Genomic DNA, 25,903 nt, shown 5'->3' with positions numbered 1-25,903 from the left:
AACTTGTCACCCAGCCCGGTCAGCGCCTGGGCGGCCGCGCTCAGCGTCAGGTTCAGCTTGACCGGATCCACCTTCTCGTTGATCGACACGATCGTCTGGAACAGGGTGTTGATCTCCGTGGTCACCGAGCGCGCGTCGATCACCATATGCGGCGCAATCCGTTGCGGCGACGGGTTTTGCGGCGTCGTCAACGAGACGTACTTGCCGCCGAACACCGTCGTCGCCTTGATGTCGGCGTCCACGTTGGCCGGAATCAGCGACAGGTATCTCGGGTAGACCTCCAGCGTGAATTTGGCGGCCGGCTTGCCGTCACGCACCGTCTCCGAGATGTTGCCCACCCGGCCGATCTCGACACCGTTGTAGGTGACCTTCGAGCCCGGATCCATCACCAGCCCGGCCCGCGACGCCAGCATCGTCAGCTTCGTCTTCGGCGTGAAGCCGCCGCGGAATTGCACGTACACGAGGGTGAAGACGATGGCCAAGACCACCAGTACGGCGACGGAGATCCACCGGTACGGCGGGAGGCGCTGGGAATTGATCTGCACCGGGGAAGACGTTGTCACCAGCGCCCCTCATCTCTGCGCAGCGGCCCGGTGCCGCGGCGATCCTTCCCCTAGGAGGGGCCCTGTACACATATGCAATAACGAAGCCCACAGGAATGTACCTTGGCGGTCCTCGTGATGCGAACCGCCGTTCGCACAATCCGTGGGTTAGCGTCGTCGGTGTGACCCTCAAAGACATCCCCTTAACAACCCTCGACGGCCGGCCGACCACGCTGGCCGAATTGGCCGACGGCGCAACGCTGGTCGTCAACGTCGCCTCCAAATGCGGCCTAACCCCGCAATACACGGCGCTGGAAAAGCTGGCCGAGGACTATGGCGACCGCGGCCTGACGGTCGTCGGTGTCCCCTGCAACCAGTTCATGGGCCAGGAACCGGGCACGGCTGAGGAGATCCGGGAGTTCTGCTCGACGACGTACGGCGTGAGCTTCCCGCTGCTGGCGAAGACCGACGTCAATGGCGACGACCGCCACCCGCTCTACGCCGAGTTGACCAAAGCCGCCGATTCCGCCGGCGAGGCGGGCGACATCCAGTGGAACTTCGAGAAGTTCCTCATCGCACCCGGCGGCGAGGTGGTTCAACGATTCCGGCCCCGCACCGAGCCCGACGCCCCCGAGGTGATCAGCGCCATCGAGGCCGTGCTGCCCCGATAGGCCGCATGAAAGGGCTTGGTGGGCCGAAGTCCAGCGGACGTGGTGCCGCAACGAGTGGCCGAAAGTCCTCCCGCGCGGAGTCCATCGCCCCTTCTTCGCTTCTGGCGCCACGGAGTTGACTTCTCCTCGAGGAGAGCAGAGGCAACCATGGCGACGAGAACCAGGGTTACAGCGGTCGATCACGCAATCGATGCCGCACACACATGGATCAACGACGTGGCCAAGGAATTCGACACGGAGGACCGCGAGTTCGCCTACCGAGTCCTGAGGGCCTGGCTACACACGCTCCGCGATCGGCTCACGGTGGAGGCGAGCGCTCATTTTGCGGCCCAGCTTCCCGACCTGATCAGGGGCATCTTCTACCAGGCATGGAATCCCAACGCCGTCCCCGACAAGTACGACGCCAAGGCCTACGCCGTCCGATTCTCGCGTGAGGCGAACATCGCACTCGACGACGTCGGGACAGCCGCCGCGGCCACCACCGCGGCCGTCTTGCATCATCTGCCGGTTGCCCAGATCGACAAGGCGCTGGGTCAGCTCCCGATGGAAATTCGCAAGATACTGCAGCCCCAGCGGTGAATTGATGGGCGTCACCCAATTCCAAGTCGTTTAACGAGAGAAGCAGGGGAACGACATGTCCGGGCACGAAACCCATCGTGGCATTTTGGTCGGTGTTGACGGATCAGCCTCGTCGATGGCGGCGGTCGACTGGGCGGCTCGCGATGCGGCGATACGCAATGTTCCGCTGACACTCATGCACGTCATCGCACCGGTCGTGCCGGCGGTTGCGCCGTGGCCGGCGATTCCGATTCCTCAAGACTATTTCGAACGGCAGGACGAAAAGGCACGGCAAATTCTCGAAGACGCGCGCAAAGTGGTCGCCGACAGCACCGCCGACCATGGCCCGCCGTTCGTGTACAGCGTGGTGGTACGTGGCCCGACCGTTTCCACGCTCGTCAATGAATCCAAGATCGCGGACATGATGGTCGTGGGATACCGGGGCGAAGGCGCGTTCAGCCGGGTCCCGTTCGGTTCGGCCAGCACCGGCCTGGTCAACTATGCGCATTGCCCGGTCGCGGTCGTCCATGATGAGGCCCCGCCGCGCCCGCAGGCACCGGTGGTGGTGGGCATCGACGGTTCGGCGGCATCAAAACTGGCGGCGGAGATCGCCTTTGACGAGGCCTCTCGCCGGGGCGTGGAGTTGGTGGCATTGCATGCGTGGTCGGACGTCAGCATGTCGGAAGTGCCAGGCCTGGATCTCGAGATGATGGAGGTGCAGGCACAACAGGCGCTCGCCGAGTGGCTCGCCGGATTTCAGGAGCGCTACCCCGATGTCAGGGTGCGACGTGTGGTGGCGTGCGATCAGCCGGCTCGTCAATTGATCGAGCACTCGGAGTCCGCACAAGTCGTCGTCGTCGGCAGTCACGGTCGCGGCGGATTCGCCGGCATGCTGCTCGGCTCGGTGAGCACGGCCGTCGCGCACGCGGCGCAATCGGTGGTGATCGTCTCTCGCGAGTCATAGCGGCGCGGGCGGGGCACAATTCTGATCCCGAGCCGGACCGACGCTCCGCGCCCAACATTCGCAATTTCACTCACACGTGGCACGGAGACGGCCCCCGGAGTGGTTCCGGGGGCCGTTCGCTTAGTAGCGGGGACAGGATTCGAACCTGCGACCTCTGGGTTATGAGCCCAGCGAGCTACCGAGCTGCTCCACCCCGCGTTGGTGAATGCCAGGTTACCGAACCCGCATCACGGCGACCAAATCGCGGGCTCAGCGGGGGTGCGGCGCCCGCTCAGTGCGATGGCGGGTTCAGGCCGTAGCGCCGCGCGACGTCGTCCATCCAGTCCGGCGACCCGTAGGTCAGCCCGTACTTGTCGGCCAGCTCGCCGAATTCGGGCGACTCGTGCAGGACCTTGGCGACCGGGTCGTCGGCATGCTCGACGAGCAGCTCCCCGAGCTCGCGGAAATAGTTCTCGAATCCGCCCGGGGTGATGACTTCGATGATGCGGCCCGGCTCGCTGCCGGCGTTCCACATCGCGTGCATCTGACCGCGGGGCTTGGTGATGTAGCCACCGGGACCCAGGACCACTTCGCTGTCGTCGGATCGGAAGCCGATCTCACCGGCCAACACGATCGAGTGCTCGTCCTCGCGGGTGTGCATGTGCGCGGCGGTGAGCAGGCCGACTTCGAACGGGTGCTCGACGATGGATACCTCACCCCCATTGGTCTTGCTGGACAGTTTGAAGACCGCCCCGAATCCGGGGAGGGCGACGTACTCACCTTCCCCCGGCTGCACCACGGTGACTCCGATTTCGTTCGCGTTGGTCATTTCGCGTTCCTCTCAGATGGCCACAACGGCTGCGGCACTTCCACACCGAAGGGCTTGCCCCAGCCGTTGCGGGAGGAAACCTCGTGCACGGGGCGCCGATTGGCCGCGACACCCCACTTCCCCCGGGGATAGCCGAGGGCCAGCATGGCCGACATCTCCCAGCCTTCCTCGACGGGCAGGCCCAGCAGTTCGTTCACCTCGTCCTCGGAATTGCGGAGCACCATCGTCATGACGCCGCCGACCCCCTCGGCCCGGGCGGCGAGCAACGCGCTCCAGATCGCCGGGTAGATGTTGGCGCCCCCCAGGTCGTCGATGGCAAAGACGAAGAGCAGCAAGGGGATTTCTTCGAAATGATCCGCCAGGTAATTTCCCGAGCCCTGCATTCGGCGCATCGTCTCGGTGTGGGCGGTCGGGTCCGCACCCGGGGCTGTCGCCACCATCGGCCCGGCCCCCGCGCTGAACTTCTCGTACTCGATGGCGCGGGCCTCCCGGAACAGTTGGGCAAACTCGCGGATGAGTTCCCGATCGTCCACGGCCACGAAGTGCCAACGCTGGGTGTTGCCCCCATTGGGAGCCCGAACGGCCGCATCGAGGATGCGCGCCTGCGTCTCCAGCGGGATCGGGTCCGGCCGCAGCCGCCGCATCATCCGGGTGGTGTACAGCGCTTCGTAGATATCCATCGGTCCGCTCCCTTTCGCTATTCGGGCCAGCTGTTGTTGAGGATGACGTCGACGAAGTCGGCGCGCTCGAAGCCGGCGTCGAAGTGCGCCAGCACGTCGGCGTTCATGGTGCCGAAGGTGGTCTGCGGGCGGTGCTTCATGCCGTCGTTGAACGCCGCGAGGATGCGGTTCTTGAAGTCGGCCCGCGGGTGAGCGGCGGTCACCGCGGCGAGGGCGTCGGGGGCCAGGGATTCGAGGCCGACGCCGACCACGTCGACTTCGACGCCGGCTTGCAGCAAGGCGACCTCGGGTGCGAGGAACTCGGGCACCCCGGGCGTGGTGTGCAGGGCGATGCCAAGCCACACCTTGTCGGCCTCGGCCTTGTCGACGCCGCGGGCGGTCAGGAAGTCCCGGGCCGCGTCGGCGCCGTCGACCTCGAAGCGGATCGTGGAGGTGCCGTAGCGCTCGGTGAGCCCGATGTCGTGGAACATCGCGCCGACGTACAGCAGCTCCAGGTCGGGTTGCAGGCCGCGCCGCAGGCCCTGCAGCGCGCCGAAGAGGAACACCCGCCGCGAGTGGTTGAACAGCAGGTCGTCCTCGACCTCGCGGATGAAGTCGGTGGCCTCGCGCACCAGCGGCGAGTCGGGGATGCGGATGCCGGCGATGGTTTCGATGGATTGGGTGGTCATGACCGCCAGTGTGCGCCCGCACGCGCTCAACGACCGTGGGCGTTCGGGCCGTCCTGTCCACAGAAAGCGACACAATGTTCTGCGTGGCTGAAGCGGGAGCGCGTTCGCGGGTGGTGGTGATCGTCGTCTTCGACGACGTGACGCTGTTGGACGTCGCGGGAGCGGGTGAAGTGTTCGTCGAGGCGAACCGGTTCGGCGCCGATTACGAGCTCAAGATCGCGTCGGTGGACGGGCGGGACGTGACCACGTCGATCGGGACTCGACTGGGTGTCACCGACAGCGTCGCGTCGATCGGTTCCGCCGATACCGTCCTGGTCGCCGGCAGCGACCACCTGCCGGCACGGGCGATCGACCCCGCGCTCGTCGAGGCCGTCAGGTCGGTGTCGGGACGGGCCCGGCGGATGGCGTCCATTTGCACGGGGTCGTTCATCCTCGCGCAGGCCGGTCTGCTCAGCGGCCGGCGCGCCACCACGCACTGGCACGATGCCCGGTTGATGGCCCGGGCCTTCCGCGACGTCACAGTCGAGCCGGACGCGATCTTCGTCCGCGACGGCGATGTCTTCACCTCGGCCGGGATCTCGTCGGGCATCGACCTGGCGCTGGCGCTGGTCGAAATGGATCACGGGACCGAGCTGGTCCGCGACGTGGCCCGGTGGCTGGTCGTCTATCTCAAACGCGCAGGGGGCCAATCACAATTCTCGGTGCTGGTGGAGGCCGATCCCCCGCCGGACTCGCCGCTGCGGGCGGTCATCGATGCGGTCGCGGCCAACCCCGCCGCAAACCACAGCGTCAAATCCCTTGCGGCCCGGGCGTCACTGAGCACCCGTCAGCTGACCCGGCTCTTCCAATCCGAGCTGGGGATGACCCCGGCCCGCTATGTTGAGTTGGTTCGGATCGATTTCGCCCGTGGCGCACTGGAATCCGGCCGGTCGGTCACCGAGACCGCGGGCATGGCCGGCTTCGGCAGCATCGAAACCCTGCGGCGGGTGTTCGTCAACCACCTGGGCATCAGCCCGAAGGCCTATCGGGAGAGGTTCCGAACGGCCTACGCCTGAAACCTATTTGGTGTTGTTGTACTTGGTGATCGCGTCGTCCAGCCGCTGCAGGGCGGCGCCGTAACCGGCGAAATCGCCCTTCTTCTGGGCGTCCTTTGCCGCGCCCAGCGCCGTCTGAATCTCTTGCAGGGCCGCGGCTTTGGCCGGGGACAGCGTGACCGACCCGTCGGGAACCGGCGGAAGCGCCGCCGGCGGTGGCGATCCCGGTGTCCCTGCCGCAGGAGGCGGGGTGGCGGGCGGTGCCGCCTGGGGGTTGTTCCCGGCCTCGGTCGGCTGAATGCCCGTCGCGGCCGCGCCCGCACCGGGACCGAACAGCCCGGTCAGGGCGTCGCGCACCGTGGGGCCGTAGCCGATCTTGTCGTTGTACATCATCGCCACCCGGATCAGCCGCGGGTACGACGAGGCGGCGTCGCTGGCCCCCGGGGAGGCGTAGACGGGTTCGACATAGAGCAGGCCGCCCTGGCCCACCGGTAGGGTGAGCAGGTTGCCCCAGCGGATCCGGTTCTGGTTGTCGCGCCCGATCACACCGAGGTCCTGGGACACCGCCGGGTCGGTGGTGATCGCGTTGTTCGCCAATTTCGGCCCGTTGACCTGACCCGGGATGGTCAGCACGGTGATCCTGCCGTAGGTCGCCGGGTCGGAGCTGGCGCTGATGTAGGCGGCCAGATAGTCGCGCTTGAACCTGTTCATCGCGCTCGTCAACTGATATGACGACGAATTATCGTTCTTCGCAATGTTTTTCGCGACGATGTAGTAAGGCGGCTGGTAGCTGCTGGCGGTCGGGTTGGGGTCCAGCGGCACATCCCAGAAGTCGGACGTGGAGAAGAACGTCACCGGATCGTTGACGTGGTATTTGGCCAGCAGCATCCGCTGCACCTTGAACAGGTCCTCGGGGTAGCGCAGGTGCTCGGCGAGTTCGGGGGTGATGTCGCTCTTCGGCTTGACCGTGCCGGGGAAGACCCGCATCCACGCCTTGAGCACCGGGTCCTGCTCGTCCTGCTGGTACAGCGTCACGGTCCCGTCGTAGGCATCCACCGTCGCCTTGACCGAGTTGCGGATGTAGGAGACGTCCTTGTTGGGCGCCAGCTTGTTGAACGCCACCTCGTTCGAGTCGGCGGTGGCCGATTCCAGCGAGGTCAGTTCGGAGTACGGGTAGTTGTCCAAGGTGGTGTAGCCGTCGATGATCCACACCAGTCGCTTGTTGACGATCGCCGGGTACACGGAGCTGTCGGTGGTCAGCCACGGCGCCACCGCCTCCACCCGCCGCGCCGGGTCGCGGTTGAACAGGATCCTGCTGTTGGAGCCGATCACGTTGGAGAACAGGAAGTTTCGCTCCGCAAACTTGGCGGCGAACACGCTGCGGGACAACCAGTCCCCGACGGGCACGCCCCCCAGCCCGGTGTAGGTGTAGTTCTTGGTCTCGGCGCTGGTCTCGTAGTCGTATTCGCGGTCGGCACCGTTGCGGCCGACGATCGCGTAGTCGGCGGACGTGCTGGAGATGACGGGTCCGTAGTAGATGCGCGGCTGGTCCAGCGGTGCCGGACCGTCGGACACCACGTTGCCGTTGGCGCCGACGACGTTGACCAAAAACTCTGGGTAGCCACCGTTTTGGTTGGGGTCGTTGGCGACGCCGCGCACCGTGTTGGCGGGCGACGCGATGAACCCGTTGCCGTGTGTGTAGACGCTGTGCCGGTTGATCCAGTCCCGCTGGTTCTCGATCAGCCGGTCGGGGTTGAGCTCCCGGGCCGCGACGACGTAGTCGCGCAGGGAGCCGGTGCGGTCCAGGTAGCGGTCGATGGACAGCTGGTCGGGGAAGTAGTAGAAGTTCTTGCCCTGCTGGAACTGGGTGAACGCCGGGCTGACGATGGTCGGGTCGAGCAGTCGGATGTTGGAGGTGGTGGCCCGGTCGTCGGCCACCTGCTGGGCGGTGGCCTGCGTGTCGCCGGAGTACGTGCGATAGGTGACCACGTCCGACGTCAGGCCATACGCCTGACGCGTCGCCGTGATGCTGCGGCCGATGTATTCGCTTTCCTTCTGCGCGGCATTGGGTTTGACGCTGATCTGCTCGACGATCAGCGGCCACCCGGCGCCCACGATCATCGACGACAGCAGCAACAACACCAGGCCGATGGCGGGGATCCGCAAATCTTTCAGCACGACCGCGGAGAACACCGCGGCGGCGCAGATCAGCGCGATCGCCATCAGGATCAGCTTGGCCGGCAGCACCGCGTTGATGTCGGTGTACCCGGCGCCGGTGAACGGCTTGCCGCCGCGGGTGTGCGACAGCAACTCGTAACGGTCCAGCCAGTACGCGACCGCCTTGAGCAGCACCAGCAGCCCCACCACGGTGACCAGCTGGATGCGGGCCGAGCGGCTCAGCACGCCGGTGCGGCCCGAAAGCCGGATACCACCAAAGACGTAGTGCGCCAACAGGTTGGCAATGAAGGCCAGGAACACGGCCACGAACAGGTAGCTGAGCAGCAGCCGGTAGAACGGCAGGTCGAACGCGTAGAAGCCGAGGTCCTTGCCGAACTGCGGGTCCCGGATGCCGAAGTCCCCGCCGTGCATGAACAATTGGATGCGCACCCAGTAGCTTTGCGCGATGATGCCGGCCAGCAGGCCGATCGCGACCGGCACCCCAATCCCCACCAGCCGCAGCCGGGCGAGGACGACGGCGCGATACCGGGCCACCGGATCGTTGTCACCGCTCGGCACGAACACCGGGCGGGTGCGATAGGCCACCGCGAGACCGGCGAACACGATCCCGCCCACCAGCAGGCCGGCCACCAGAAAGACCACGAATCGGGTGACCAGCACGGTCGTGAACACCGAGCGGTAGCCCAGCTCACCGAACCACAGCCAGTCCACGTACGCGTCGATCAGCCGCGGGCCGGCGAGCAGCAAAGCGATCACACCCAGTGCAATCAGGATCAGAATCCGGCTACGCCGAGTCAGCTTCGGCATCCGTGCGGTGGGCCGCATCCCCACTGGCTACGCTCCCTGCTCGATTGATCGACGGTGACAACTCTACGCATCGCGCGGCCCGCGATCCCGGCCGAGCTTCAGCAGCTTGGCGCCTGGCCCCCGGATGCGACCGTGTGCAGCGCGTCGACCGCCTGGCTGAGCGTCTCGACCTTCACCAGGCGCAGCCCGGACGGATTGTCCGAGTTCGCCTCGTAGCAGTTTTTGGCCGGCACCAAGAAGACGGTGGCGCCCGCCGCGTGCGCGGCGACCATCTTGTGCGTGATGCCGCCGATCTGGCCCACCTTCCCGTCCGCGGAGATGGTGCCGGTTCCCGCGATGAACTTCGACCCGGTGAGGTCACCGGTGGTCAGCTTGTCGACCACCGCCAGGCTGAACATCAGGCCGGCCGACGGCCCGCCCACGTTGGCGAGGTTGAAATCCACGACGAAGGGCGCCCAGGGCGCAGTCAGCACGGCGACGCCCAGGAAGCCGTAGTCGCGATCCTTGTTCGCGCCCAGCGTAATTTGCGCGACGCCGGCCGGCTCGTTCTTGCGTCGGTAATCGATGGTCACCGTCTGGCCGGGTTTGGTGCTCTTCAGCAATCCCGTGAACTGGTCGACGTCGGCAACCGGGGTGCCGTTGACCGCGTCGATGGCGTCGCCGTCCTTCAGCTTGCCGGCCGACGGACCCGGATCGGTGACCTTGGCGACCGTGACCGCGGCGGGGTACTTCAGATATCCCAGGGCGGCATACGCGGCGCTGTCCTCGGAGTCCTTGAAGTCCGCGTTGTTGGCCTTGTCGACCTCGTCCCGCGACTTGCCCGGCGGGTAGATCAGATCGCGCGGAACCAGCTGTTCCTGACCCGAAAGCCACAGCGTCAGCGCTTCGCCCAGCGTCAGCTCGTCGCGCTGGGACACCGTGGTCATGTTCAGGTGTCCCGTAGTCGGATGCGTCGAGGTGCCCTCGATCGCCACGACCTGCTTTCCGTCGACCTCACCAAGCGTGTCGAAGGTGGGACCGGGGCCCAGTGAGACGAACGGGACCGTCACCACCGCAAGCAGCACGCCGAAGACCAGGATCGGCACCAGCGCGACCATCAAGGTCAGAATCCGCCTGTTCACGCCGATTACACTAGACGGAGCCCGCCGCGCCCGGTTCAGCCACAAGCTGACCCGAGATCGCCCACCCCCTTCCCGCGGTGAGTACCGTTGACGGTATGGCTGACCTGCCTTTCGGCTTCTCCTCCGGAGAGGACCCCGACAAACCCGGGAAGAAAGATCCCAATCCGGGCTCTGGTGGCTCTGATCCGTTCGGCGCATTCGGCATGGGCGGCGAGTTCGGCATGGGCGACTTGGGACAGATCTTCACCCAGCTGGGCCAGATGCTCAGCAGCGCGGGCACCGGCACGGCCGGCGGCGAAAAGTCGGGCCCGGTCAACTACGAGCTTGCGCGCCGGGTTGCGACGAACTCGATCGGGTTCGTGGCGCCCATCCCGGCCACGACCCACTCGGCGATCGCCGACGCGGTGCACCTCGCCGAGACCTGGCTGGACGGCGCCACGGCGCTGCCCGCCGGCACCAGCAAGGCGGTGGGCTGGACCCCGGCCGACTGGGTCGACAACAGCCTTCAGACGTGGAAGCGGTTGTGCGATCCGATGGCACAACAGATTTCGACGGTGTGGGCGTCGTCGCTGCCCGAGGAGGCCAAGAGCATGGCCGGCCCGCTGATGGCGATGATGTCGCAGATGGGCGGTATGGCCTTCGGTTCCCAGCTGGGGCAGGCGCTGGGCCGGTTGTCCCGCGAGGTGCTGACGTCGACCGAGATCGGTCTGCCGTTGGGGCCCAAGGGTATTGCCGCGATCCTGCCCGATGCCCTGGAGTCGTTCGCCGCCGGACTCGAGCAGCCCCGCAGCGAGATCCTGACGTTCCTGGCCGCCCGCGAGGCTGCCCACCACCGGCTGTTCAGCCACGTGCCGTGGCTGTCGAGCCAGGTGCTGGGCGCCGTGGAGGCCTACGCGATGGGCATGCAGATCGACATGAGCGGAATCGAAGAGCTGGCCCGCGACTTCAACCCGGCAACACTGTCGGACCCTGCGGCCATCGAAAACCTCTTGGGGCAAGGCGTTTTCGAGCCCAAGGCGACCCCCGCGCAGACGCAGGCGCTGGAACGGCTCGAGACGCTGCTCGCGTTGATCGAGGGTTGGGTGCAGGTGGTGGTGAACGCGGCCCTGGGCGACCGGATTCCGGGTGCGGCCGCGCTCAGCGAGACGCTGCGCCGCCGGCGTGCCACCGGCGGCCCGGCCGAGCAGACGTTCGCGACGCTGGTGGGCCTGGAGCTGCGGCCCCGCAAGATGCGCGAAGCCGCCGCGTTGTGGGAGCGCCTCACCGAGGCCGCCGGCGTGGACGCCCGCGACGCCATCTGGCAACACCCCGATCTGCTGCCCGACGCCGAGGATCTCGACGACCCGGCCGGCTTCATCGACCGGGTCATCGGCGGCGACACCAGCGGCATCGACGAGGCGATCGCCAAACTCGAGGAGAACCCCGAGGACCCGGGCGCCGGTCCTGTGGACAACTGACTTAGCCGGTCACCGCCGGCGTGACACAGTGCACCCGTGTCACCGGCCCTGCTTACCTATGCGCTGGACCCGGCCATGCCGGTGCTGCTGCGGCCCGACGGCGACGTTCAGGTCGGCTGGGATCCCCGCCGCGCCGTGCTGGTGCGTCCGCCGGGCGGCCTGGCCGCGCCGGAGCTGGCCGCGCTGCTGCGGTCCATGCGATCACCGACGCCGCTATCGGAGCTACAGCGCCGGGCCGCCGACCGCGGCCTGCAGGACGCGGAGGGGTTGACGCACCTGGTCGCCCAGCTGGTGGGTGCGGGCGTCGCGACCGAATGCGCGAAGTCCCGCGGTCGGGCCCCGTCCATCCGGATCCACGGCCGCGGACCGCTCTCGGACCTGCTCGTCGAGGCGTTGCGCTGCTCGGGCGCCCGGGTCGCCCACAGCAGCCAACCGCACGCCGCTGTGTCGGCGACGGCCGTCGACCTGGTGGTCCTGTCCGATTACCTGGTCGCCGATCCGCGCATGGTCCGCGACCTGCACACCCAGGGCGTCCCCCACCTGCCGGTCCGGGTCCGCGACGGCATCGGGCTGGTCGGTCCGCTGGTCATCCCCGGCACGACCAGCTGCCTGGGCTGCGCCGACCTCCATCGGCGCGACCGCGACGCCGCGTGGCCGGCTATCTCGGCGCAGCTGCGGGAAACCGTCGGTGTCGCCGACCGGGCCACGTTGCTGGCGACCGCCGCGCTGGCGCTCAGCCAGGTGAACCGGGTGATCGCTGCCGTTCGCAAGCAGGAAGCGGTGCCCGATCCGGGTCCGCCCCAGACGCTGAACGCCACGCTGGAATTCGATCTCAACGCCGGCGCGATCGTCGCGCGGCAATGGACCCGACATCCGTTGTGCCAGTGCTGAATCGGGCAGCTAGCCCAGCCGGCCCTGGTCCGGAACGTTCGTCGACACCGCCTCGTATGCCGTCGCGAGCTGGTGCAGGATCTCCGCGGTCAAGGTGCGGTCGGTTCGATGTTTGTCCAGCGTTTCGATGATCGCCCTGAACAAGGAGTCAGCGGCGTCGTGCTGCGATTGCTTTGCTGTCATGGCCTGGTCGATACCGTCCTTGAGATGCGCCCTACGGCGGGTCGCCGACTGCGACCCGCAAGGCACAACCTAGGGCCCGGCGCCGCCGGCCGCCCGGCGATCAAGTGTTGTGAAGATCAAGCGCGAGCCGCGCTGGCCGTCATGGATGATGGATACGTGGCAGACATCAAACGCGGTCGTGCGGCGCGGAACGCGAAGCTGGCCAGCATCCCGGTCGGCTTCGCCGGCCGGGCGGCGCTCGGCTTCGGTAAGCGGCTGACCGGCAAGTCGAGGGACGAAGTCCAGGCCGAGCTGATGGAGAAAGCCGCCAACCAGCTGTTCACCGTCCTGGGCGAGCTCAAGGGCGGAGCGATGAAGGTGGGCCAGGCCCTGTCGGTGATGGAGGCCGCCATCCCGGACGAGTACGGCGAGCCCTACCGCGAGGCGTTGACCAAGCTGCAGAAGGACGCCCCGCCGTTGCCCGCCCACAAGGTGCACCGGGTGCTCGACGGCCAGCTGGGCACCAAGTGGCGCGAGCGGTTCAGTTCGTTCGACGACAAACCCATCGCCTCGGCCAGCATCGGCCAGGTGCACAAGGCGGTCTGGGCCGACGGGCGGCCGGTCGCCGTCAAGATCCAATACCCGGGCGCGGACGAGGCGCTGCGCGCCGACCTGAAAACCATGCAGCGGCTGGTCGGCGTGGTCAAGCAGCTCGCCCCCGGCGCCGACGTCCAGGGCATCGTCGACGAGCTGATCGAGCGCACCGAGATGGAGCTCGACTACCGGCTGGAGGCCGACAACCAGCGCGCCTTCGCCAAGGCCTACGAGGGGCACCCGCACTTCGTCGTACCGCACGTCGTGGCCAGCGCGCCCAAGGTCGTGGTTCAGGAGTGGATCGAGGGGTTGCCGCTGGCGGAGATCATCCGCAACGGGACGCGTGAGCAGCGCGACCTGATCGGCACCCGGCTGCTCGAGCTCACCTTCGACGCGCCACGCCGGCTGGGCATGCTGCACGGCGACGCCCACCCGGGGAACTTCATGCTGCTCCCCGACGACCGGATGGGCGTCATCGACTTCGGCGCCGTCGCGCCCCTGCCCGGCGGCTACCCCATCGAGCTCGGGATGACGATTCGGCTGGCCCGCGACAAGAACTACGACCTGCTGTTGCCGACGATGGAGAAGGTCGGCTTCATCCAGAAGGGCCAGCAGGTGTCGGTGCGCGACATCGACGAGATGCTGCGCCAGTACGTCGAGCCCATCGAGGTCGACGTCTTCCACTACACGCGCAAGTGGCTGCAGCGCATGACGGTGGGCCAGATCGACCGGTCGGTGTCGCAGATCAAGACGGCCCGGCAGATGGACCTGCCGCCCAAGCTGGCCATCCCGATGCGCGTCATCGCGTCCGTGGCCGCGATTCTGTGCCAGCTGGACGCGCGGGTGCCGATCAAGCGGCTGTCCGAAGAGCTGATCCCGGGCTTCGCCGAGCCCGACAGCGCGGTCGTCTAGGCCGCGACCCCGTCTTTGCGGGGACGTCCGCGCGGCCGTTTGAAGCCCAGGATCGAGCCCCGGTCGATGATCTCGCCACCCCACACACCCCAGGGCTCGGCCCGCTCCAGCGCCGACGCCAGGCACTGGCGCCGAATCGGGCAGCCCGCGCAGAGCGCCTTGGCGCGCTCGAGGTCGGCCGGGGTCTCGGCGAACCAAAGGTCGGGATCGCCGGTGTGACACGGCAACACCGGCGACGGCTGTCTGGGGACTGTCAGTACCGACATGTCCTGCTCACCTGCTTCCTGGTCGGGGCTTCCTTTTGGTGATCCGGACCAGGGAGCGGGCTTCGAAACGTTGCCCCTAAAACTGTGGCCACGGATCCTTGACTTCGGGTCCGTGGCCATTCGGTGAAAACCGGCTGCTAGGTGGCCATTCGGTGGACCTCGAGTCGCACGGACGCGTTCGTCGCGGCGGCGGCGGCGCGATGCTTGAGCGCGGCCGCCGGCACGGCGGTGGAGACGGCATGCTTCAGCACGGCCGCCGCGGCGGCCACGCCCACACCGAACGCGTCGTTGATCATCGTGGCCACCCTCCTTTCGTAGCGCCGGAACGCGGTTTCGAGGGTAAACGGTCGCCGCCCCGCACCACAACCGATTTTCTGACCTGCGCCTTCAGCGGTCAGCGTGCGCGCACCAAGCCCAGCACGTCGGGCCCGTACTGTTCCAGCTTGCGCGCGCCGATGCCGGGGATCGCGATCAGCGCGTCCTCGTCGCCGGGGCGCAGCTCGGCGATCGCGATCAGCGTGTTGTCGGTGAAGACGACATACGCGGGCACGTTCTGCTCCTTGGCGACGTCAAGCCGCCACGCCTTGAGCCGCAGCAGCAGCTCTTCGTCGACGTCGGCGGCGCAGGTTTCGCAGCGCCGCAGCATGACCGCGGCGGCGGTGGACAGGTCCTTGTTGCAGACGCGGCAGCGCGCCGGGGCGCCGCGGTTGCGCCGGGCCTTGCCCGGGGCGGCGTCGGCGCGGGCCTGCGGTGCGATGCCGTTGAGGAACCGCGAGGGCCTGCGACCCTGCCGCCCGCCGGGGCTGCGGGCCAGCGCCCAGCTGAGCGCCAAATGAATTCGCGCCCTGGTGATTCCGACGTAGAGCAGCCGGCGCTCCTCCTCGACGGCCTCGCTTTCGTGGCCGTGCGCCAGCGCGTGCGAGATGGGCAGCGTGCCGTCGGCAAGCCCGACCAAGAACACCGCGTCCCACTCCAGGCCCTTGGCGGCGTGCAGCGAGGCCAGCGTGACGCCCTGCACCACCGGTGGGTGCCGCGCGTCGGCGCGCAGCCGGAGTTCGGCCAGCAGGCCCGGGAGTTCCAGCTGCGGGCGCTGGGCCACCTCGTCGTCGACCAGCTCGGCCAGCGCGGTCAGCGCCTCCCAACGCTCCCGGGCGCGGGTGCCGACCGGCGGCTCGGCCGTCAGCCCGAGGGGTTCCAAGACCGCCCGCACGACCGCCGGCAGCGCACCCTCGGTGCCGCGCTCGGCGGCCCGCTGCAGCGCCAACAACGCCTGCTTGATCTCCTGCCGGGTGAAGAACCCCTCACCGCCGCGGACCTGATAGGGGATCGCGGCCTCGGTCAGCGCCTCCTCGTAGGCCTCGGACTGCGCGTTGACCCGGTACAGTACGGCGATCTCCGACGGCGACGTGCCCGCCTCGATCAGCCGGGCGATCGAGGCGGCGACCGCGGCGGCCTCGGCCGGTTCGTCGGAATACTCGTGGAACGACGGCGCCGGGCCCGGCGGACGCTGCCCGGACAGGTGCAGCTTGCTGCCGGCGACCCGGCCGCGGGCCGCGGCGATCACCTGGTTGGCCAGCGACACCACCTGCGGGGTCGAGCGGTAGTCGCGCTCGAGGCGAACCACGGTCGCGTCGGGATACCGCCGCGAAAAGTCGAGCAGGAACCGCGGCGAGGCCCCGGTGAACGAGTAGATGGTCTGGTTGGCGTCGCCGACGACGGTCAGGTCGTCCCGGTCGCCCAGCCACGCCGTCAGCACCCGCTGCTGCAGGGGCGTGACGTCCTGGTATTCGTCGACGACGAAGCAGCGGTAGCGGCCCCGGAATTCGTCGGCCACGGCGGCGTCGTTTTCGATCGCGGCCGCGGTGTGCAGCAGCAGGTCGTCGAAATCGAGCAGCGTCACCGACTCGTCGCGGACCTTGAGCGCCTCGTAGGCGGCGTACACGGTCGCGACCCGGGCGGCGTCAAGCGGGATGTCCCGCCCCGCCTCGGCCACGGCGGCCGGATACTCCTCGGGGCCGATCAGCGACGCCTTGGCCCACTCGATCTCGCCCGCCAGGTCGCGGACGTCATCGGTGCTGGCGTTGATCCGGGAGCGGCTGGCCGCCCGCGCCACGACGGCGAACTTGGTGTCCAGCAGCTGCCAGCCGGTGTCGCCGACCACCCGCGGCCAGAAATACCGCAGCTGCCGGTGCGCCGCGGCGTGAAACGTCAGGGCCTGCACCCCGCCGACGCCGGTGTCCGTGCCCGCGACGGCGTCCAGCGTCCGCAGCCGGGAACGCATCTCCCCCGCCGCCCGCTGGGTGAAGGTGACCGCCAGCACCTGCCCGGCCGCCACGTGACCGTTCGCCACCAACTGCGCGATTCGGTGCGTGATGGTGCGGGTCTTGCCCGTCCCGGCGCCCGCGAGCACGCAGACCGGTCCGCGCGGAGCCAGCACGGCCTCGCGCTGCTCGTCGTCCAGTCCGGCGGTCAAGGCGTCGGCGACCATGGGCATGGCGTCCATCTTGGCAGCGGTTGCCGACAAACCGTGGCCCCGCACGGTGCGCGTCGGCGAGTTGCCGCGACGCGCCAGTATCGGTACCGCGGCCGCGGCGCGGAACATGTTGTCCCCGGGCTACGTTAACGAGCTATGACCAACGCCCCGCTCACCGTCTACACGACCTCATGGTGTGGCTACTGCCACCGCCTCATGACCGTGTTGAAGTCCAACGGAATCCCTTATGAGGCGGTCGACATCGAAGACGATCCCGCCGCGGCGGAGTTCGTCGGCTCGGTTAACGGCGGCAACAGGACGGTTCCGACGGTGAAGTTCGCCGACGGGTCGACGTTGACCAACCCGAGCGCGGCCGAGGTCAAGGCCAAGCTGGCCGAAGCCGGCGCCTAGGGGCGTCGGGAGCTGCTCCGGCTCAGTCGAGCGCGGCCCAGGATTCGATGATCACGCGGGCGATCGAGATCGACCCGGGCAGCAACAGTTTCGAGTCCGCCGAGCTGGACCAGTCGCCGGCCGCCAGCGCCGCGCGCACCTCGTCGCGGGTGAACCACGCCGCCTCGGCGATCTCCCCGTCGTTGAACGAGAAGTCCTCGCCCGGGTCCGCGACCGCGTGGAAGCCGACCATGAGCGAGCGCGGGAACGGCCACGGCTGGCTGCCCAGGTAGCGCACGTCGCGTACCGTGAGGCCGATTTCCTCGCGGATCTCGCGCGCGACGCAGACTTCGAACGATTCACCGGCCTCGACGAATCCGGCCAGCAGCGAGAACATCCGCTCCGGCCACACCGCCTGGCGGGCCAGCACCGCACGATCGCCGCCGTCGTGGACCAGGCAGATCACCGCCGGGTCGATGCGCGGGAACTCCTCGTGGCCGGTGACCGGGTTGACCCGCGCCCAGCCCGCCCGGGCCGGCCGCGTCGGCGAGCCGTCCACCGAGCTGAACCGGGCGCTGTCATGCCAATTGAGCAGCGCGACGGCGCACGACACCAGCTGACTGCTGGTGTCGTCAAGGATCGAGCCAAGGCCGCGCAAGTTCACCACCTCGGCGCGCACCTCCCGGTCCTCCGGGGCCTCGAGCGCACCGCGGATGGCCCACACGTGGCGGTCGTCGTCGAGGCGGCCGAGGAACACCGCTTCCGGTGGCGGCTTGTCGGCCAGCTTGGCCGCGGCGCCGAGCACCACCCGACCGTCGGCGATGAGCACCTGACTGCGCGAGTCCACCCGCAGCAGCGCCGCGTCCGCCCACCCCGCGGTGGCCGCTTCGACGTCGGTGCGCAGCTGGTCGGCCCGGTCGGCGCCGACGCGCGACAGCAGCGGAACGTTCCGCAGCTGGAAGTCTGCGATACCCACTAGTGCCCCGCTTCGTGGCGACCCGCCGCGACCGGCCTCGCCGCTCTTGCGATCGCCACTAGTGCCCGGCCTGCCGGATATACAGCAGCCGGTCGTTGGCCTCGACGGCGTCCACCTCGGGCGCGCCGATGCGCAGCAGGTGGCCGTCGCGCACCACGCCCAGCACGATGTCGCGCAGATGCCGTGGGGAACCGCCGACCTCGGTCGGCTCCACCTCGCGCTCGGCGATGGCCAGCCCGAAGTCGGGAGTCAGCAGGTCCTCGATCATCTCCACGACGCTGGGCGTGGTGGTGGCAAGCCCGAGCAGCCGGCCGGCGGTCGCCGAGGAGACCACCACCGAGTCCGCGCCCGATTGCTGCAGCAGGTGCTGGTTCTCGGCCTCCCGGATCGACGCCACGATTTTGGCGTTGGGCGCAATCTCCCGCGCCGTCAGGGTGACCAGCACCGCGGTGTCGTCGCGGCTGGTGGCGACGATGATCGAGGCCGCATGTTGCGCCCCGGCCAGCCGCAGCACGTCGGCCTTGGTCGCGTCGCCGTGGACGGTGACCAGGCCCGCGCTGGCGGCGTGCTCGAGGGTGGTGCGATCGGTGTCGACGACGACGACCTCCCCCTGGGCGGCCTCGTCACCGAGGATCGCGGCGACGGCCGTTTTGCCCTTGGTGCCGTAGCCGATCACGATCGTGTGGTTGCGCACTCTGCTCCTCCAACGCTGAATCTTCCACCCTTGGCGGGACCGCTCGGAGAGGACTTCGAGGGTCGTGCCGACCAACACGGCCAGGAACGCGATCCGCAGCGCAGTAAAAATCAGCGTGTGAACCAACCGCGCGGTCTCGGTGTACGGGGTGATATCGCCGTAACCGGTCGTCGACAGTGACACCGCGGAGAAGTACACGGCGTCCAGGAAGGTCAGCGGCTGGCCCCGGACGTCGCGGTACCCGTTGCGGTCCGCGTAGACGATGACGGCCGCGGCGAACAACACCACCAGCGCGATGGCCACGCGCCGGGTGATGACGCGGATTGGGCTGGCGTGATCCTCGGGGATGCGCACCACGCCGACCAATTGATGGCCCCGCTGCGCGGTCAGCGCTTCATCCAGACCGGTGAGTTGTCGGGACCTACCGTTGCGCACGGCGGTCCGTTATCGGCTCAACGCCAGCGCAGGAGTCACGCACGACTCAATGTAACCACGATCGCCACCGCGGTACCCGGGCAGCGCAAGGTCAGCCGACGGCGGGCTCGGCCAGCAACCCGGCCAGTTCAGCGGGGGCGGGCAGATCGTCGGGAGCCACCGTGGTGCGGGCGCGGACGTAATAGAAGGCCGCCCGCACCGACGATTCCGGAACACCGGACAGAGCGGCCCACGCCAGGCGGTAGACGGCGAGCTGGACGGCGGCCTGGCGCATGGCTTCCGGCCCGTGCGGTGGTCCACCCGTCTTCCAGTCCACGACTGTCGCGCCCCCGTCGGGGTCGGCGAACACCGCGTCGATTCGGCCGCGCACCAGGGTGTCGCCGATGGGCATCTCGAACGGCACCTCGACGGCGATGGGAGTGCGGGTCGCCCAGGGCGATTCGGTGAATGCGGCCTGCAACGCGGCCAGTTCCCGGGTGTCGCCGACGTCGGAGTCCGCCGCACCCGGCAGGTCCGCGAGATCGAAGAGACACTCGGCGCCGTAGAACTGCTGAACCCAGGCGTGGAACGCGTTGCCCAGCAACGCATGCGGGTCCGGCCTGGTCGGCAGCCGATGCCTGAGCCGCTGTGCGGCGCCCGCGGGATCCCGCGCCAGCTCCACCAGGCCGCTGACCGACAACTGACTCGGCAGTGCGCCGGTGGGCGGTTCGACCAACCGCGCCCGCTCAGCAAGTAACGCGTCGACGTCGGCCGCCCACCCCTCGATGTCGGCCCCTTCCCCACCCGCGTCGCCGGACATCGCCCGGGTCACCAACGCGGCGCCGCGCTCGACGTCACCGCGCCGGGCCAACGGGTCGGCGGGCCAGACCGCCTCGGTGATGTTGTCGCGCAACGGGTTACGATCGCCGTCCGCCGGCGCGGGCGCCCACTGATCCACCACCCCGCAGGGGGCCCCGGCCGCGGCCGAACCGTCGATGACCTCCTTGATCTCGCACAGGAAATCCGAGGGGCCGCGCGGCTTGATGCCGGAGGCCCCCCACTGATGACCCGACACCATCAGGGTGTCCTCGGCCCGGGTGACGGCGACGTACAGCAGCCGGCGTTCCTCGTCGACGCGCCGCTGATCGAGCTGGCGGCGATGCTCGGAGATCTTATCGGACAACTGCTTTCGATTTGTGACGTCAGAGGTGTCCAGCACCGGGATGCCCAGCGCGCCCGCCGAGGCGCGGTCGCCCCGCAGCAGCGGCGGCAGCTCGGTCGCGTCGGTGAGCCAGCTGCTCCTGGACGCGGTCGAGGGGAAGATTCCGCCCGACAGGTGCGCCACCGCCACCACCTGCCACTCCAGCCCCTTCGCGGAGTGCACCGTGAGCACCTGGACGCGGTCGCGCGCGGCCACCAACGGGGCAGGCGGCAAACCGTTCTCGACGGACTCCGCCACCTCCAGGAAGGCCAACAGGCCCGACACCGATGCCGCGGTGCGACGGTCCGACACGCCGGCGGCGTCGGCTCGTTCGGCGTATCCGGCGACGACGTCGGCGAACGCGTCGAGGTGTTCGGTGCCGGCCCATCCCGCGTCCACTCCCGCCGCGGCGCGGACCTCGCATTCGACACCGAGCACGCGGCGCACCTCGGCGACCAGGTCCGGCACGGAATGGTCCAGGCGGCCGCGCAGGGTTCGCAGTTCGCCGGCCAGCGCGGTGATGCGCTGATATCCCGCGGCCGAATACCCTTCGGGCTGGCCGGGATCGGCGATGGCGTCGGCCAGGCACGCCGTGTCGGCGTCCGGGCCGGCGGACATCGCGATCGACTCGGGCGCGGATGCCCCGCCCGGGCCCAGCCCCTCGCCGAGTTTCCGGGCGCGCCTCCAGAGCGCGGCGATGTCCCGGCCCCCGAGGCGCCAGCGCGGACCGGTGAGCACCCGCATCGCCGCCGCGCCCGCGGTCGGGTCGGCGACGATCCGCAGCATGGCCACAACGTCGGCAACCTCGGGGATGGACAGCAGCCCTGCCAATCCGACGACCTCGACCGGAACTCCGCGGGCGCGCAGGGCGTCGGCGATGGGGGCGGCGTCGGCGTTGCGGCGCACCAGAACCGCGGCGGTCGGCGGGCTCACTCCGTCGGCCCGGGCCGCCTGGTACCGCGCGGCGAGCTCGTCGGCGATCCACTCGCGTTCGGCGTGCACGTCGGGGAGCAGCGCGCAGCGGACCGTTCCGGGCGGGGCGTCCGGGCGCGGCCGCAGCGCGTGCACCGCGACCGACCGGCGGCGCGCCTCCGCCGAGATCGCGTTGGCCAGTTGCAGGGTCCGCGGCGGGTTGCGCCAGCTGGTCCGCAGCTCCAGGACCGGCGCGGGGGTGCCGTCGGAGAGGGGGAAGTCGGTGGTGAAGCGCGGGAGGTTGGTCGCCGAGGCGCCCCGCCAGCCGTAGATCGACTGAATCGGGTCGCCGACGGCGGTCAGGGCCAACCCGTTGTCGACGCCACCGCCGAACAAGCCCGACAAGGCAACCCGCTGGGCGTGCCCGGTGTCCTGGTACTCGTCGAGCAGTACCACCCGGTAGCGGCCGCGCAGGTCGGCGCCGACCTGCGGGAAGTTCGCCGCCAGCCGCGCCGCGCAGGCCATCTGCACGCCGAAGTCCATCGTCTTCGCGGCACGCATGCGCTGGTTCAGCGCGTCGAGCAGCGGAACCAGCTCGGCGCGCTGGGTCTGGGTGGCCAGCAGCCGCAGCAACCACTGGCTGGGTCCGCGGTCGCGCTGATAGGGGCCCGGCGGGAGCGCGTGGATCAGCCGCTCGAGCTCCACATGCGTATCGCCGAGCTGGCGGGTGTCCACGAGGTGCTCGGCCAGCTGACCCCACAACCGCAGCACCATCGACGTGACCGCTGCGGGGGTCTTGTCGGTGCGCAGCTCGCCCCGGTACCCGCTGACCACGTCGAATGCGAGCTGCCACAGCTCGGTTTCGCCGAGCAGCCGGGTGTCGGGCTCGATGGGCAGCAGCAGCCCGTAGTCGCGGATCAACGAACCGGCGAACGCGTGGTAAGTGCTGACCGTCGGCGCGCCCGCCGGCTCCGCGGGGGCCGCGCCGTCGGGACCCAAGCCGACGCCGGCCAGCCGGGCCAGCCGGGACCGGACCCGGCGCAACAGCTGGCCGGCGGCCTTGCGGGTGAACGTCAATCCGAGCACCTGCCCGGGTTGGGCGTAGCCGTTGGCGACGAGCCACACCACCCGCGCGGCCATGGTCTCGGTCTTGCCGGCGCCGGCGCCGGCGATGACGACCAACGGCCCGGGCGGTGCCGCGATGACGGCGGACTGCTCGTCGGTGGGCGGGAAAAGCCCGAGCGCACCGGCCAATTCGGCGGGGCTATAGCGCGGGTTCACTGCGCCGCCCCGTCGGCGTGGGCCGGACACGAGGGCCGCAGCGGGCAGTGCGAGCAGCCGTCGTTGCGCCGGGCGATGAACCGCGGCCCGGCGGTCGCCTCGGCGGCGCGCCGGACCAGCCGGCGCCACTCGTCGCGGGCGGCCGGTGTCAGCGGATCCTGCTCGCGTTCGGTGGCTCCCGAGGCCCCGGACTTGCCCAGGTAGACCAGCCGCGCCCCGCCGGGTTCCGACCCGGCGGCGACCATGCCCTCGGCCACCGCCAGCTGATACATCGCCAGCTGGGCGTGCTGTTGGGCATCGTCCTTGCTGACCGGCGTTTTGCCGGTCTTGATGTCGACGATCACCAGCCGGCCGGCGGCATCGCGCTCCAACCGGTCGACCCGGCCGCACAGCCGGACGTCGCCGCCTTGAAGGGCACCGTCACCGGATGTTGCCAGGGTGCCGTCGATCTCAACCTCGACGCCGACCTCGGTCAGCGCGCCCCGGGTCTGCGCGCGCCACTCGACGAAGGCCTCGATCATCGCGCGGTGCCGCGCCAATTCGTTGGCCGAATGCCATTGCGCCTCGAAGGGCAGATGGCGCCAGGCCCGGTCCAGCTCGGCCAGCAATTCGGATTCGCTCCGCTGCGGTTCGGCGACCAGGGCGTGCAGCACCGACCCGATGGCGGAACGCAGATCACGCGCGTTGGTGCCACCGTGCCGTTCGGCCAGCCAGCGCAGTGGGCAGTCGTTGAGCATCTGCAGGGTCGACGGGGTCAGGGTGACGGCATCGTCGTCACCACGCAGAGGTTCGCTGGTGCTGACCGGGATCAGGCCGTGCCAGCCGGCCGGGTCGGCGCCCGGGACAGCGGCGCGGGCCAACCGCGCCAATTGCGTTGCCGCACAAGCGCGGGCGGCGTCGTCGACCGCGCCGTCGGGCGCGCACACGACGCCGCGCAACCGGCCGACCAGCGCGGCAGCGGACAGCACCCGGGGCGCTGAGATGGGTTGCGCGGCAACGAGATCGCCATCGTCATCGGTCCACTGTCCGAGTTCGTAGCAGAACGACGACGGCAGCGCGGCCTCGTTGTCCCCGCCGCCCGTGTCGCCGTCCACGGCGGTCACCAGCAACCGGCGGCGGGCCCGGCCCATCGCTGCCACCAGCAGCCGTCGCTCCTCGGCCAGCAGCGGCGCCCGCACCGACGCGTCCTCGGTGACGCCGTCGAGCACGTCCAGCAACCGCTGGGTGCCCAGCACACCGCCGCGCGGAACGGTGTTGGGCCACAACCCCTCTTGCAATCCGGCGATGACCACCAGGTCCCATTCGTGCCCCAGTGCGGCGTGCGCGCTGAGCACCCGCACCTGCTCCACGGGTGACACCGGCTCCTGGTTCCCGGTCGGCAGGTGCAGCGCGGCGACGTGCTCGATGAGACCACGCAGCGACGCACCCGACGTGCGGGACACGTACTGATCGGTGATGTCGAACAGCGCGGTCACCGCCTCCAGGTCTCTGGTGGCCTGGGCGCCGGCGGGGCCCCCGCGCTCGGCGGCCGACAGCCAGCGACGCTGCAGGCCGGACCGGTGCCAGGCGGCCCACAGCGTGTAGCGCGGGTCTTGGCCCGCACGATGGCAGCGCGCCGCGGCGTCCAGCACGGCACGCACCCGCTGCAGCGGGCGGAAGTGCGGGCCCGATGGCGGCGGGTCGGCGGACAGCGTCTCGGCCAGCAGCTCCGCGACCTCGCCCGGCGCGCGACCTGGGTTGGCGCGCTGCACCGTTCGGCGCAGCTGGCGCAGCGAAACCGGGTCGACCCGACCGATGGGACCGGTCAGCAGCGCCAGGGCCCGTTCGCCGTCGAGCCCGTCGGCGGTGGCCGCCAAGACGGTGAGCAGCGCCCGGGCCGCCGGCTCGTCGGACAGCGGTCCGCTGGTCGCGGGCGCGGCCACCGGCACCCCGGCGGCGGCCAGCGCGCGGGGCAACCGCGCACCCGCCCGTGGCACCGACCGGACGACGACCGCCATCTGCGACCACGGCACCCCGTCGACCAGGTGCGCACGCCGAAGCGCGTCGGCGATCATCGCCGCCTCTGCGTGCGCCGACGCCGCCAGGCGCACCGTGACCGAACCCTCCTCGGGCCCGCTGCCCTCGATCCGCTTGCCGCCGCTGCCGCCGGGCAGCCGGTGCGCGATGCCGCTGACGGCGCGCGCCACCGCCGGGGCGCAGCGGTGCGAGACCGTCAACGTCACCGACGGCGAATCCCCGTCGAGCAGGCCGGCGGATTCGCCGCCCCGGAAGCCGAACACCGCCTGGTTGGGGTCGCCCGCGATCACCGCCAGCTCGGTGCCCGCCGCCAGCACCCGGACCAGGCGGGCCGCCTGCGGGTCGAGCTGCTGAGCGTCGTCGACCAACAAGACCCGCACCCGGCCCCGCTCGGCGGCCAGCAGCTCGGGATCGACCGCGAAGGCCTCCAGGGCGGCACCCACCAGTTCGGCGGCCCCCAGCGCGGGGGTCGTCGCCTGGGGTGCCGCCGTCCCGACCGCCGCCCGCAGCAGCATCACCTGCTCGTACTGCCGGGCGAACTGGCCGGCGGCCGTCCATTCCGGGCGCCGGCACCGACGGCCCAGGCGCTCCAGCTCCTGCGGATCAACGCCACGTTCGGCGCAGCGCGCCAACATGTTTCGCAGCTCGGTGGCGAAGCCCGCGGTGGCCAGCGCGGGTTTCAGCTGGGCGGGCCACGCCGTCGTCGCGCGCGGCCCGTCCTCGAGGTCGCCGGCCAACAGCTCCCGGATGATCGCGTCCTGTTCGGCGCTGGTGACCAACCGCGGGGGTGCGTCACCGGCACGTTCGGCGGCCCGCCGCAGCACCGCGTAGGCGTAGCCGTGCACGGTGCGCACCAACGGTTCGCGGACGGCGGCCCGGCAGGGCCCGGTCGAGCGTGCCCCCAACAACGCCGTTGTCAAGGCGCTGCGCGCCGTCATGCCCAGCCGGCCCGAACCGGTAAGCAGCAGAACCGAATCCGGGTCGAGACCCGCGTCGATCCGGGCGACCGCGGCGTCGACCAGCAGGCTGCTCTTACCGGTGCCGGGGCCGCCCAACACCCGGACCGGCCCGCGCGCGCCGGGCGCCAGCAGAGCCCGCGCCCCGGTGTCCCAGATGTACGACATGGCTGCATGCAATCACCAGGGTCTGACAAGTCGCCGGGCCCGACGCCGCCGCGGACCCCTACGCTGGAGGCCGCAAGCAGCCCGACGAACGGTGAGGAGGTAGATAATC

General features: G+C 69.7%; 22 protein-coding genes and 1 tRNA gene. 8 read left to right on the top strand and 15 right to left on the bottom strand.

Going from position 1 to position 25,903, the window contains the following annotated elements:
* The coding region (locus A5781_RS12090; protein ID WP_156624575.1) for an MCE family protein at positions 1-545 on the bottom strand (545 nt) is incomplete at its 3' end.
* Between the two features lie 179 nt (positions 546-724).
* Between A5781_RS12090 and A5781_RS12085 the strand changes: the two genes are divergently transcribed.
* From A5781_RS12085 to A5781_RS12075, 3 genes are all read left to right on the top strand, one after another.
* Entirely contained in the window at positions 725-1,213 is a 489-nt protein-coding gene (locus tag A5781_RS12085) for a glutathione peroxidase (protein ID WP_067205575.1), read from the top strand.
* 147 nt (positions 1,214-1,360) lie between these two features.
* On the top strand, positions 1,361-1,792 hold the full coding sequence (locus tag A5781_RS12080) for a DUF2267 domain-containing protein (RefSeq protein ID WP_067205572.1): 432 nt from the start codon (positions 1,361-1,363) through the stop codon (positions 1,790-1,792).
* 55 nt (positions 1,793-1,847) lie between these two features.
* On the top strand, positions 1,848-2,735 hold the full coding sequence (locus tag A5781_RS12075; protein ID WP_067205570.1) for a universal stress protein: 888 nt from the start codon (positions 1,848-1,850) through the stop codon (positions 2,733-2,735).
* A gap of 124 nt (positions 2,736-2,859) precedes the next feature.
* On the opposite strand, the gene A5781_RS12070 is transcribed toward A5781_RS12075, so the two are convergent.
* From A5781_RS12070 to A5781_RS12055, 4 genes are all read right to left on the bottom strand, one after another.
* Positions 2,860-2,933 (bottom strand) — tRNA-Met (locus A5781_RS12070).
* 73 nt (positions 2,934-3,006) lie between these two features.
* Positions 3,007-3,543 carry a cupin domain-containing protein gene (locus A5781_RS12065; RefSeq protein WP_067205567.1) on the bottom strand — a complete coding sequence of 179 codons (537 nt, stop codon included), beginning with the start codon at positions 3,541-3,543 and terminating at the stop codon, positions 3,007-3,009.
* Positions 3,540-4,223 carry a nitroreductase family protein gene (locus tag A5781_RS12060; RefSeq protein WP_067205565.1) on the bottom strand — a complete coding sequence of 228 codons (684 nt, stop codon included), beginning with the start codon at positions 4,221-4,223 and terminating at the stop codon, positions 3,540-3,542. The genes A5781_RS12065 and A5781_RS12060 overlap by 4 nt, the downstream gene beginning before the upstream one ends.
* Before the next feature lie 17 nt (positions 4,224-4,240).
* The gene (locus A5781_RS12055) at positions 4,241-4,891 is read right to left on the bottom strand and encodes an HD domain-containing protein (protein WP_067205561.1); all 651 of its coding nucleotides are present in this window, start codon (positions 4,889-4,891) and stop codon (positions 4,241-4,243) included.
* Positions 4,892-4,965: 74 nt separating this feature from the next.
* Between A5781_RS12055 and A5781_RS12050 the strand changes: the two genes are divergently transcribed.
* Entirely contained in the window at positions 4,966-5,946 is a 981-nt protein-coding gene (locus A5781_RS12050) for a GlxA family transcriptional regulator (protein ID WP_197503805.1), read from the top strand.
* A gap of 3 nt (positions 5,947-5,949) precedes the next feature.
* Here A5781_RS12050 and A5781_RS12045 read toward each other — a convergent pair whose 3' ends face one another.
* Together A5781_RS12045 and A5781_RS12040 are read right to left on the bottom strand one after the other, a co-directional pair.
* The gene (locus tag A5781_RS12045; RefSeq protein WP_067205558.1) at positions 5,950-8,934 is read right to left on the bottom strand and encodes a UPF0182 family protein; all 2,985 of its coding nucleotides are present in this window, start codon (positions 8,932-8,934) and stop codon (positions 5,950-5,952) included.
* A 74-nt stretch (positions 8,935-9,008) separates the two neighbouring features.
* A complete protein-coding gene (locus tag A5781_RS12040) occupies positions 9,009-10,031 on the bottom strand; it encodes a PDZ domain-containing protein (RefSeq protein ID WP_067205555.1) in 1,023 nt (340 codons plus the stop codon).
* Between the two features lie 77 nt (positions 10,032-10,108).
* Between A5781_RS12040 and A5781_RS12035 the strand changes: the two genes are divergently transcribed.
* Both A5781_RS12035 and A5781_RS12030 read left to right on the top strand, forming a co-directional pair.
* Complete coding sequence (locus tag A5781_RS12035) at positions 10,109-11,488, top strand: zinc-dependent metalloprotease (protein WP_197503803.1); 1,380 nt, start codon at positions 10,109-10,111, stop codon at positions 11,486-11,488.
* 75 nt (positions 11,489-11,563) lie between these two features.
* Complete coding sequence (locus A5781_RS12030) at positions 11,564-12,379, top strand: cyclodehydratase (RefSeq protein ID WP_067205625.1); 816 nt, start codon at positions 11,564-11,566, stop codon at positions 12,377-12,379.
* 9 nt (positions 12,380-12,388) lie between these two features.
* Here A5781_RS12030 and A5781_RS25870 read toward each other — a convergent pair whose 3' ends face one another.
* Positions 12,389-12,562, bottom strand: coding sequence for a hypothetical protein (locus A5781_RS25870; RefSeq protein ID WP_197503801.1), 174 nt, complete (start codon positions 12,560-12,562; stop codon positions 12,389-12,391).
* A 141-nt stretch (positions 12,563-12,703) separates the two neighbouring features.
* Here A5781_RS25870 and A5781_RS12025 point away from each other — a divergent pair, with 141 nt between their 5' ends.
* Positions 12,704-14,047 (top strand): AarF/ABC1/UbiB kinase family protein, encoded by a 1,344-nt coding sequence (locus tag A5781_RS12025; RefSeq protein ID WP_067205548.1) that lies wholly within the window; start codon positions 12,704-12,706, stop codon positions 14,045-14,047.
* On the opposite strand, the gene A5781_RS12020 is transcribed toward A5781_RS12025, so the two are convergent.
* The 3 genes from A5781_RS12020 to A5781_RS12015 form a co-directional block, all read right to left on the bottom strand.
* Positions 14,044-14,313 carry a WhiB family transcriptional regulator gene (locus A5781_RS12020; RefSeq protein WP_067205546.1) on the bottom strand — a complete coding sequence of 90 codons (270 nt, stop codon included), beginning with the start codon at positions 14,311-14,313 and terminating at the stop codon, positions 14,044-14,046. The two genes, A5781_RS12025 and A5781_RS12020, sit on opposite strands and share 4 nt — an antisense overlap.
* Positions 14,314-14,450: 137 nt before the next feature.
* Positions 14,451-14,609, bottom strand: a complete 159-nt coding sequence (locus A5781_RS25865; RefSeq protein WP_197503810.1) for a hypothetical protein — start codon at positions 14,607-14,609, stop codon at positions 14,451-14,453.
* 98 nt (positions 14,610-14,707) lie between these two features.
* Positions 14,708-16,807: an ATP-dependent DNA helicase UvrD2 gene (locus tag A5781_RS12015; RefSeq protein WP_197503808.1), complete on the bottom strand. Its 2,100-nt coding sequence runs from the start codon at positions 16,805-16,807 to the stop codon at positions 14,708-14,710.
* Between the two features lie 135 nt (positions 16,808-16,942).
* Between A5781_RS12015 and mrx1 the strand changes: the two genes are divergently transcribed.
* Positions 16,943-17,197 carry a mycoredoxin Mrx1 gene (gene mrx1 / locus A5781_RS12010; RefSeq protein WP_066956105.1) on the top strand — a complete coding sequence of 85 codons (255 nt, stop codon included), beginning with the start codon at positions 16,943-16,945 and terminating at the stop codon, positions 17,195-17,197.
* Between the two features lie 22 nt (positions 17,198-17,219).
* Here mrx1 and nudC read toward each other — a convergent pair whose 3' ends face one another.
* From nudC to A5781_RS11990, 4 genes are all read right to left on the bottom strand, one after another.
* Positions 17,220-18,152 carry an NAD(+) diphosphatase gene (nudC, locus tag A5781_RS12005; protein ID WP_067205543.1) on the bottom strand — a complete coding sequence of 311 codons (933 nt, stop codon included), beginning with the start codon at positions 18,150-18,152 and terminating at the stop codon, positions 17,220-17,222.
* 58 nt (positions 18,153-18,210) lie between these two features.
* Positions 18,211-19,281 carry a TrkA family potassium uptake protein gene (locus A5781_RS12000; protein WP_067205540.1) on the bottom strand — a complete coding sequence of 357 codons (1,071 nt, stop codon included), beginning with the start codon at positions 19,279-19,281 and terminating at the stop codon, positions 18,211-18,213.
* Positions 19,282-19,372: 91 nt separating this feature from the next.
* Positions 19,373-22,684: an ATP-dependent helicase gene (locus A5781_RS11995; protein WP_369817714.1), complete on the bottom strand. Its 3,312-nt coding sequence runs from the start codon at positions 22,682-22,684 to the stop codon at positions 19,373-19,375.
* On the bottom strand, positions 22,651-25,794 hold the full coding sequence (locus tag A5781_RS11990; protein ID WP_067205536.1) for an ATP-dependent DNA helicase: 3,144 nt from the start codon (positions 25,792-25,794) through the stop codon (positions 22,651-22,653). The genes A5781_RS11995 and A5781_RS11990 overlap by 34 nt, the downstream gene beginning before the upstream one ends.
* Positions 25,795-25,903 lie beyond the last annotated feature (109 nt).

The organism is Mycobacterium sp. 852002-30065_SCH5024008, from assembly GCF_001665645.1.
GTDB lineage: Bacteria > Actinomycetota > Actinomycetes > Mycobacteriales > Mycobacteriaceae > Mycobacterium > Mycobacterium paraffinicum.
Note: the sequence above shows the minus strand (reverse complement) of the source record. Positions and strands in the feature narration are given on the sequence as shown.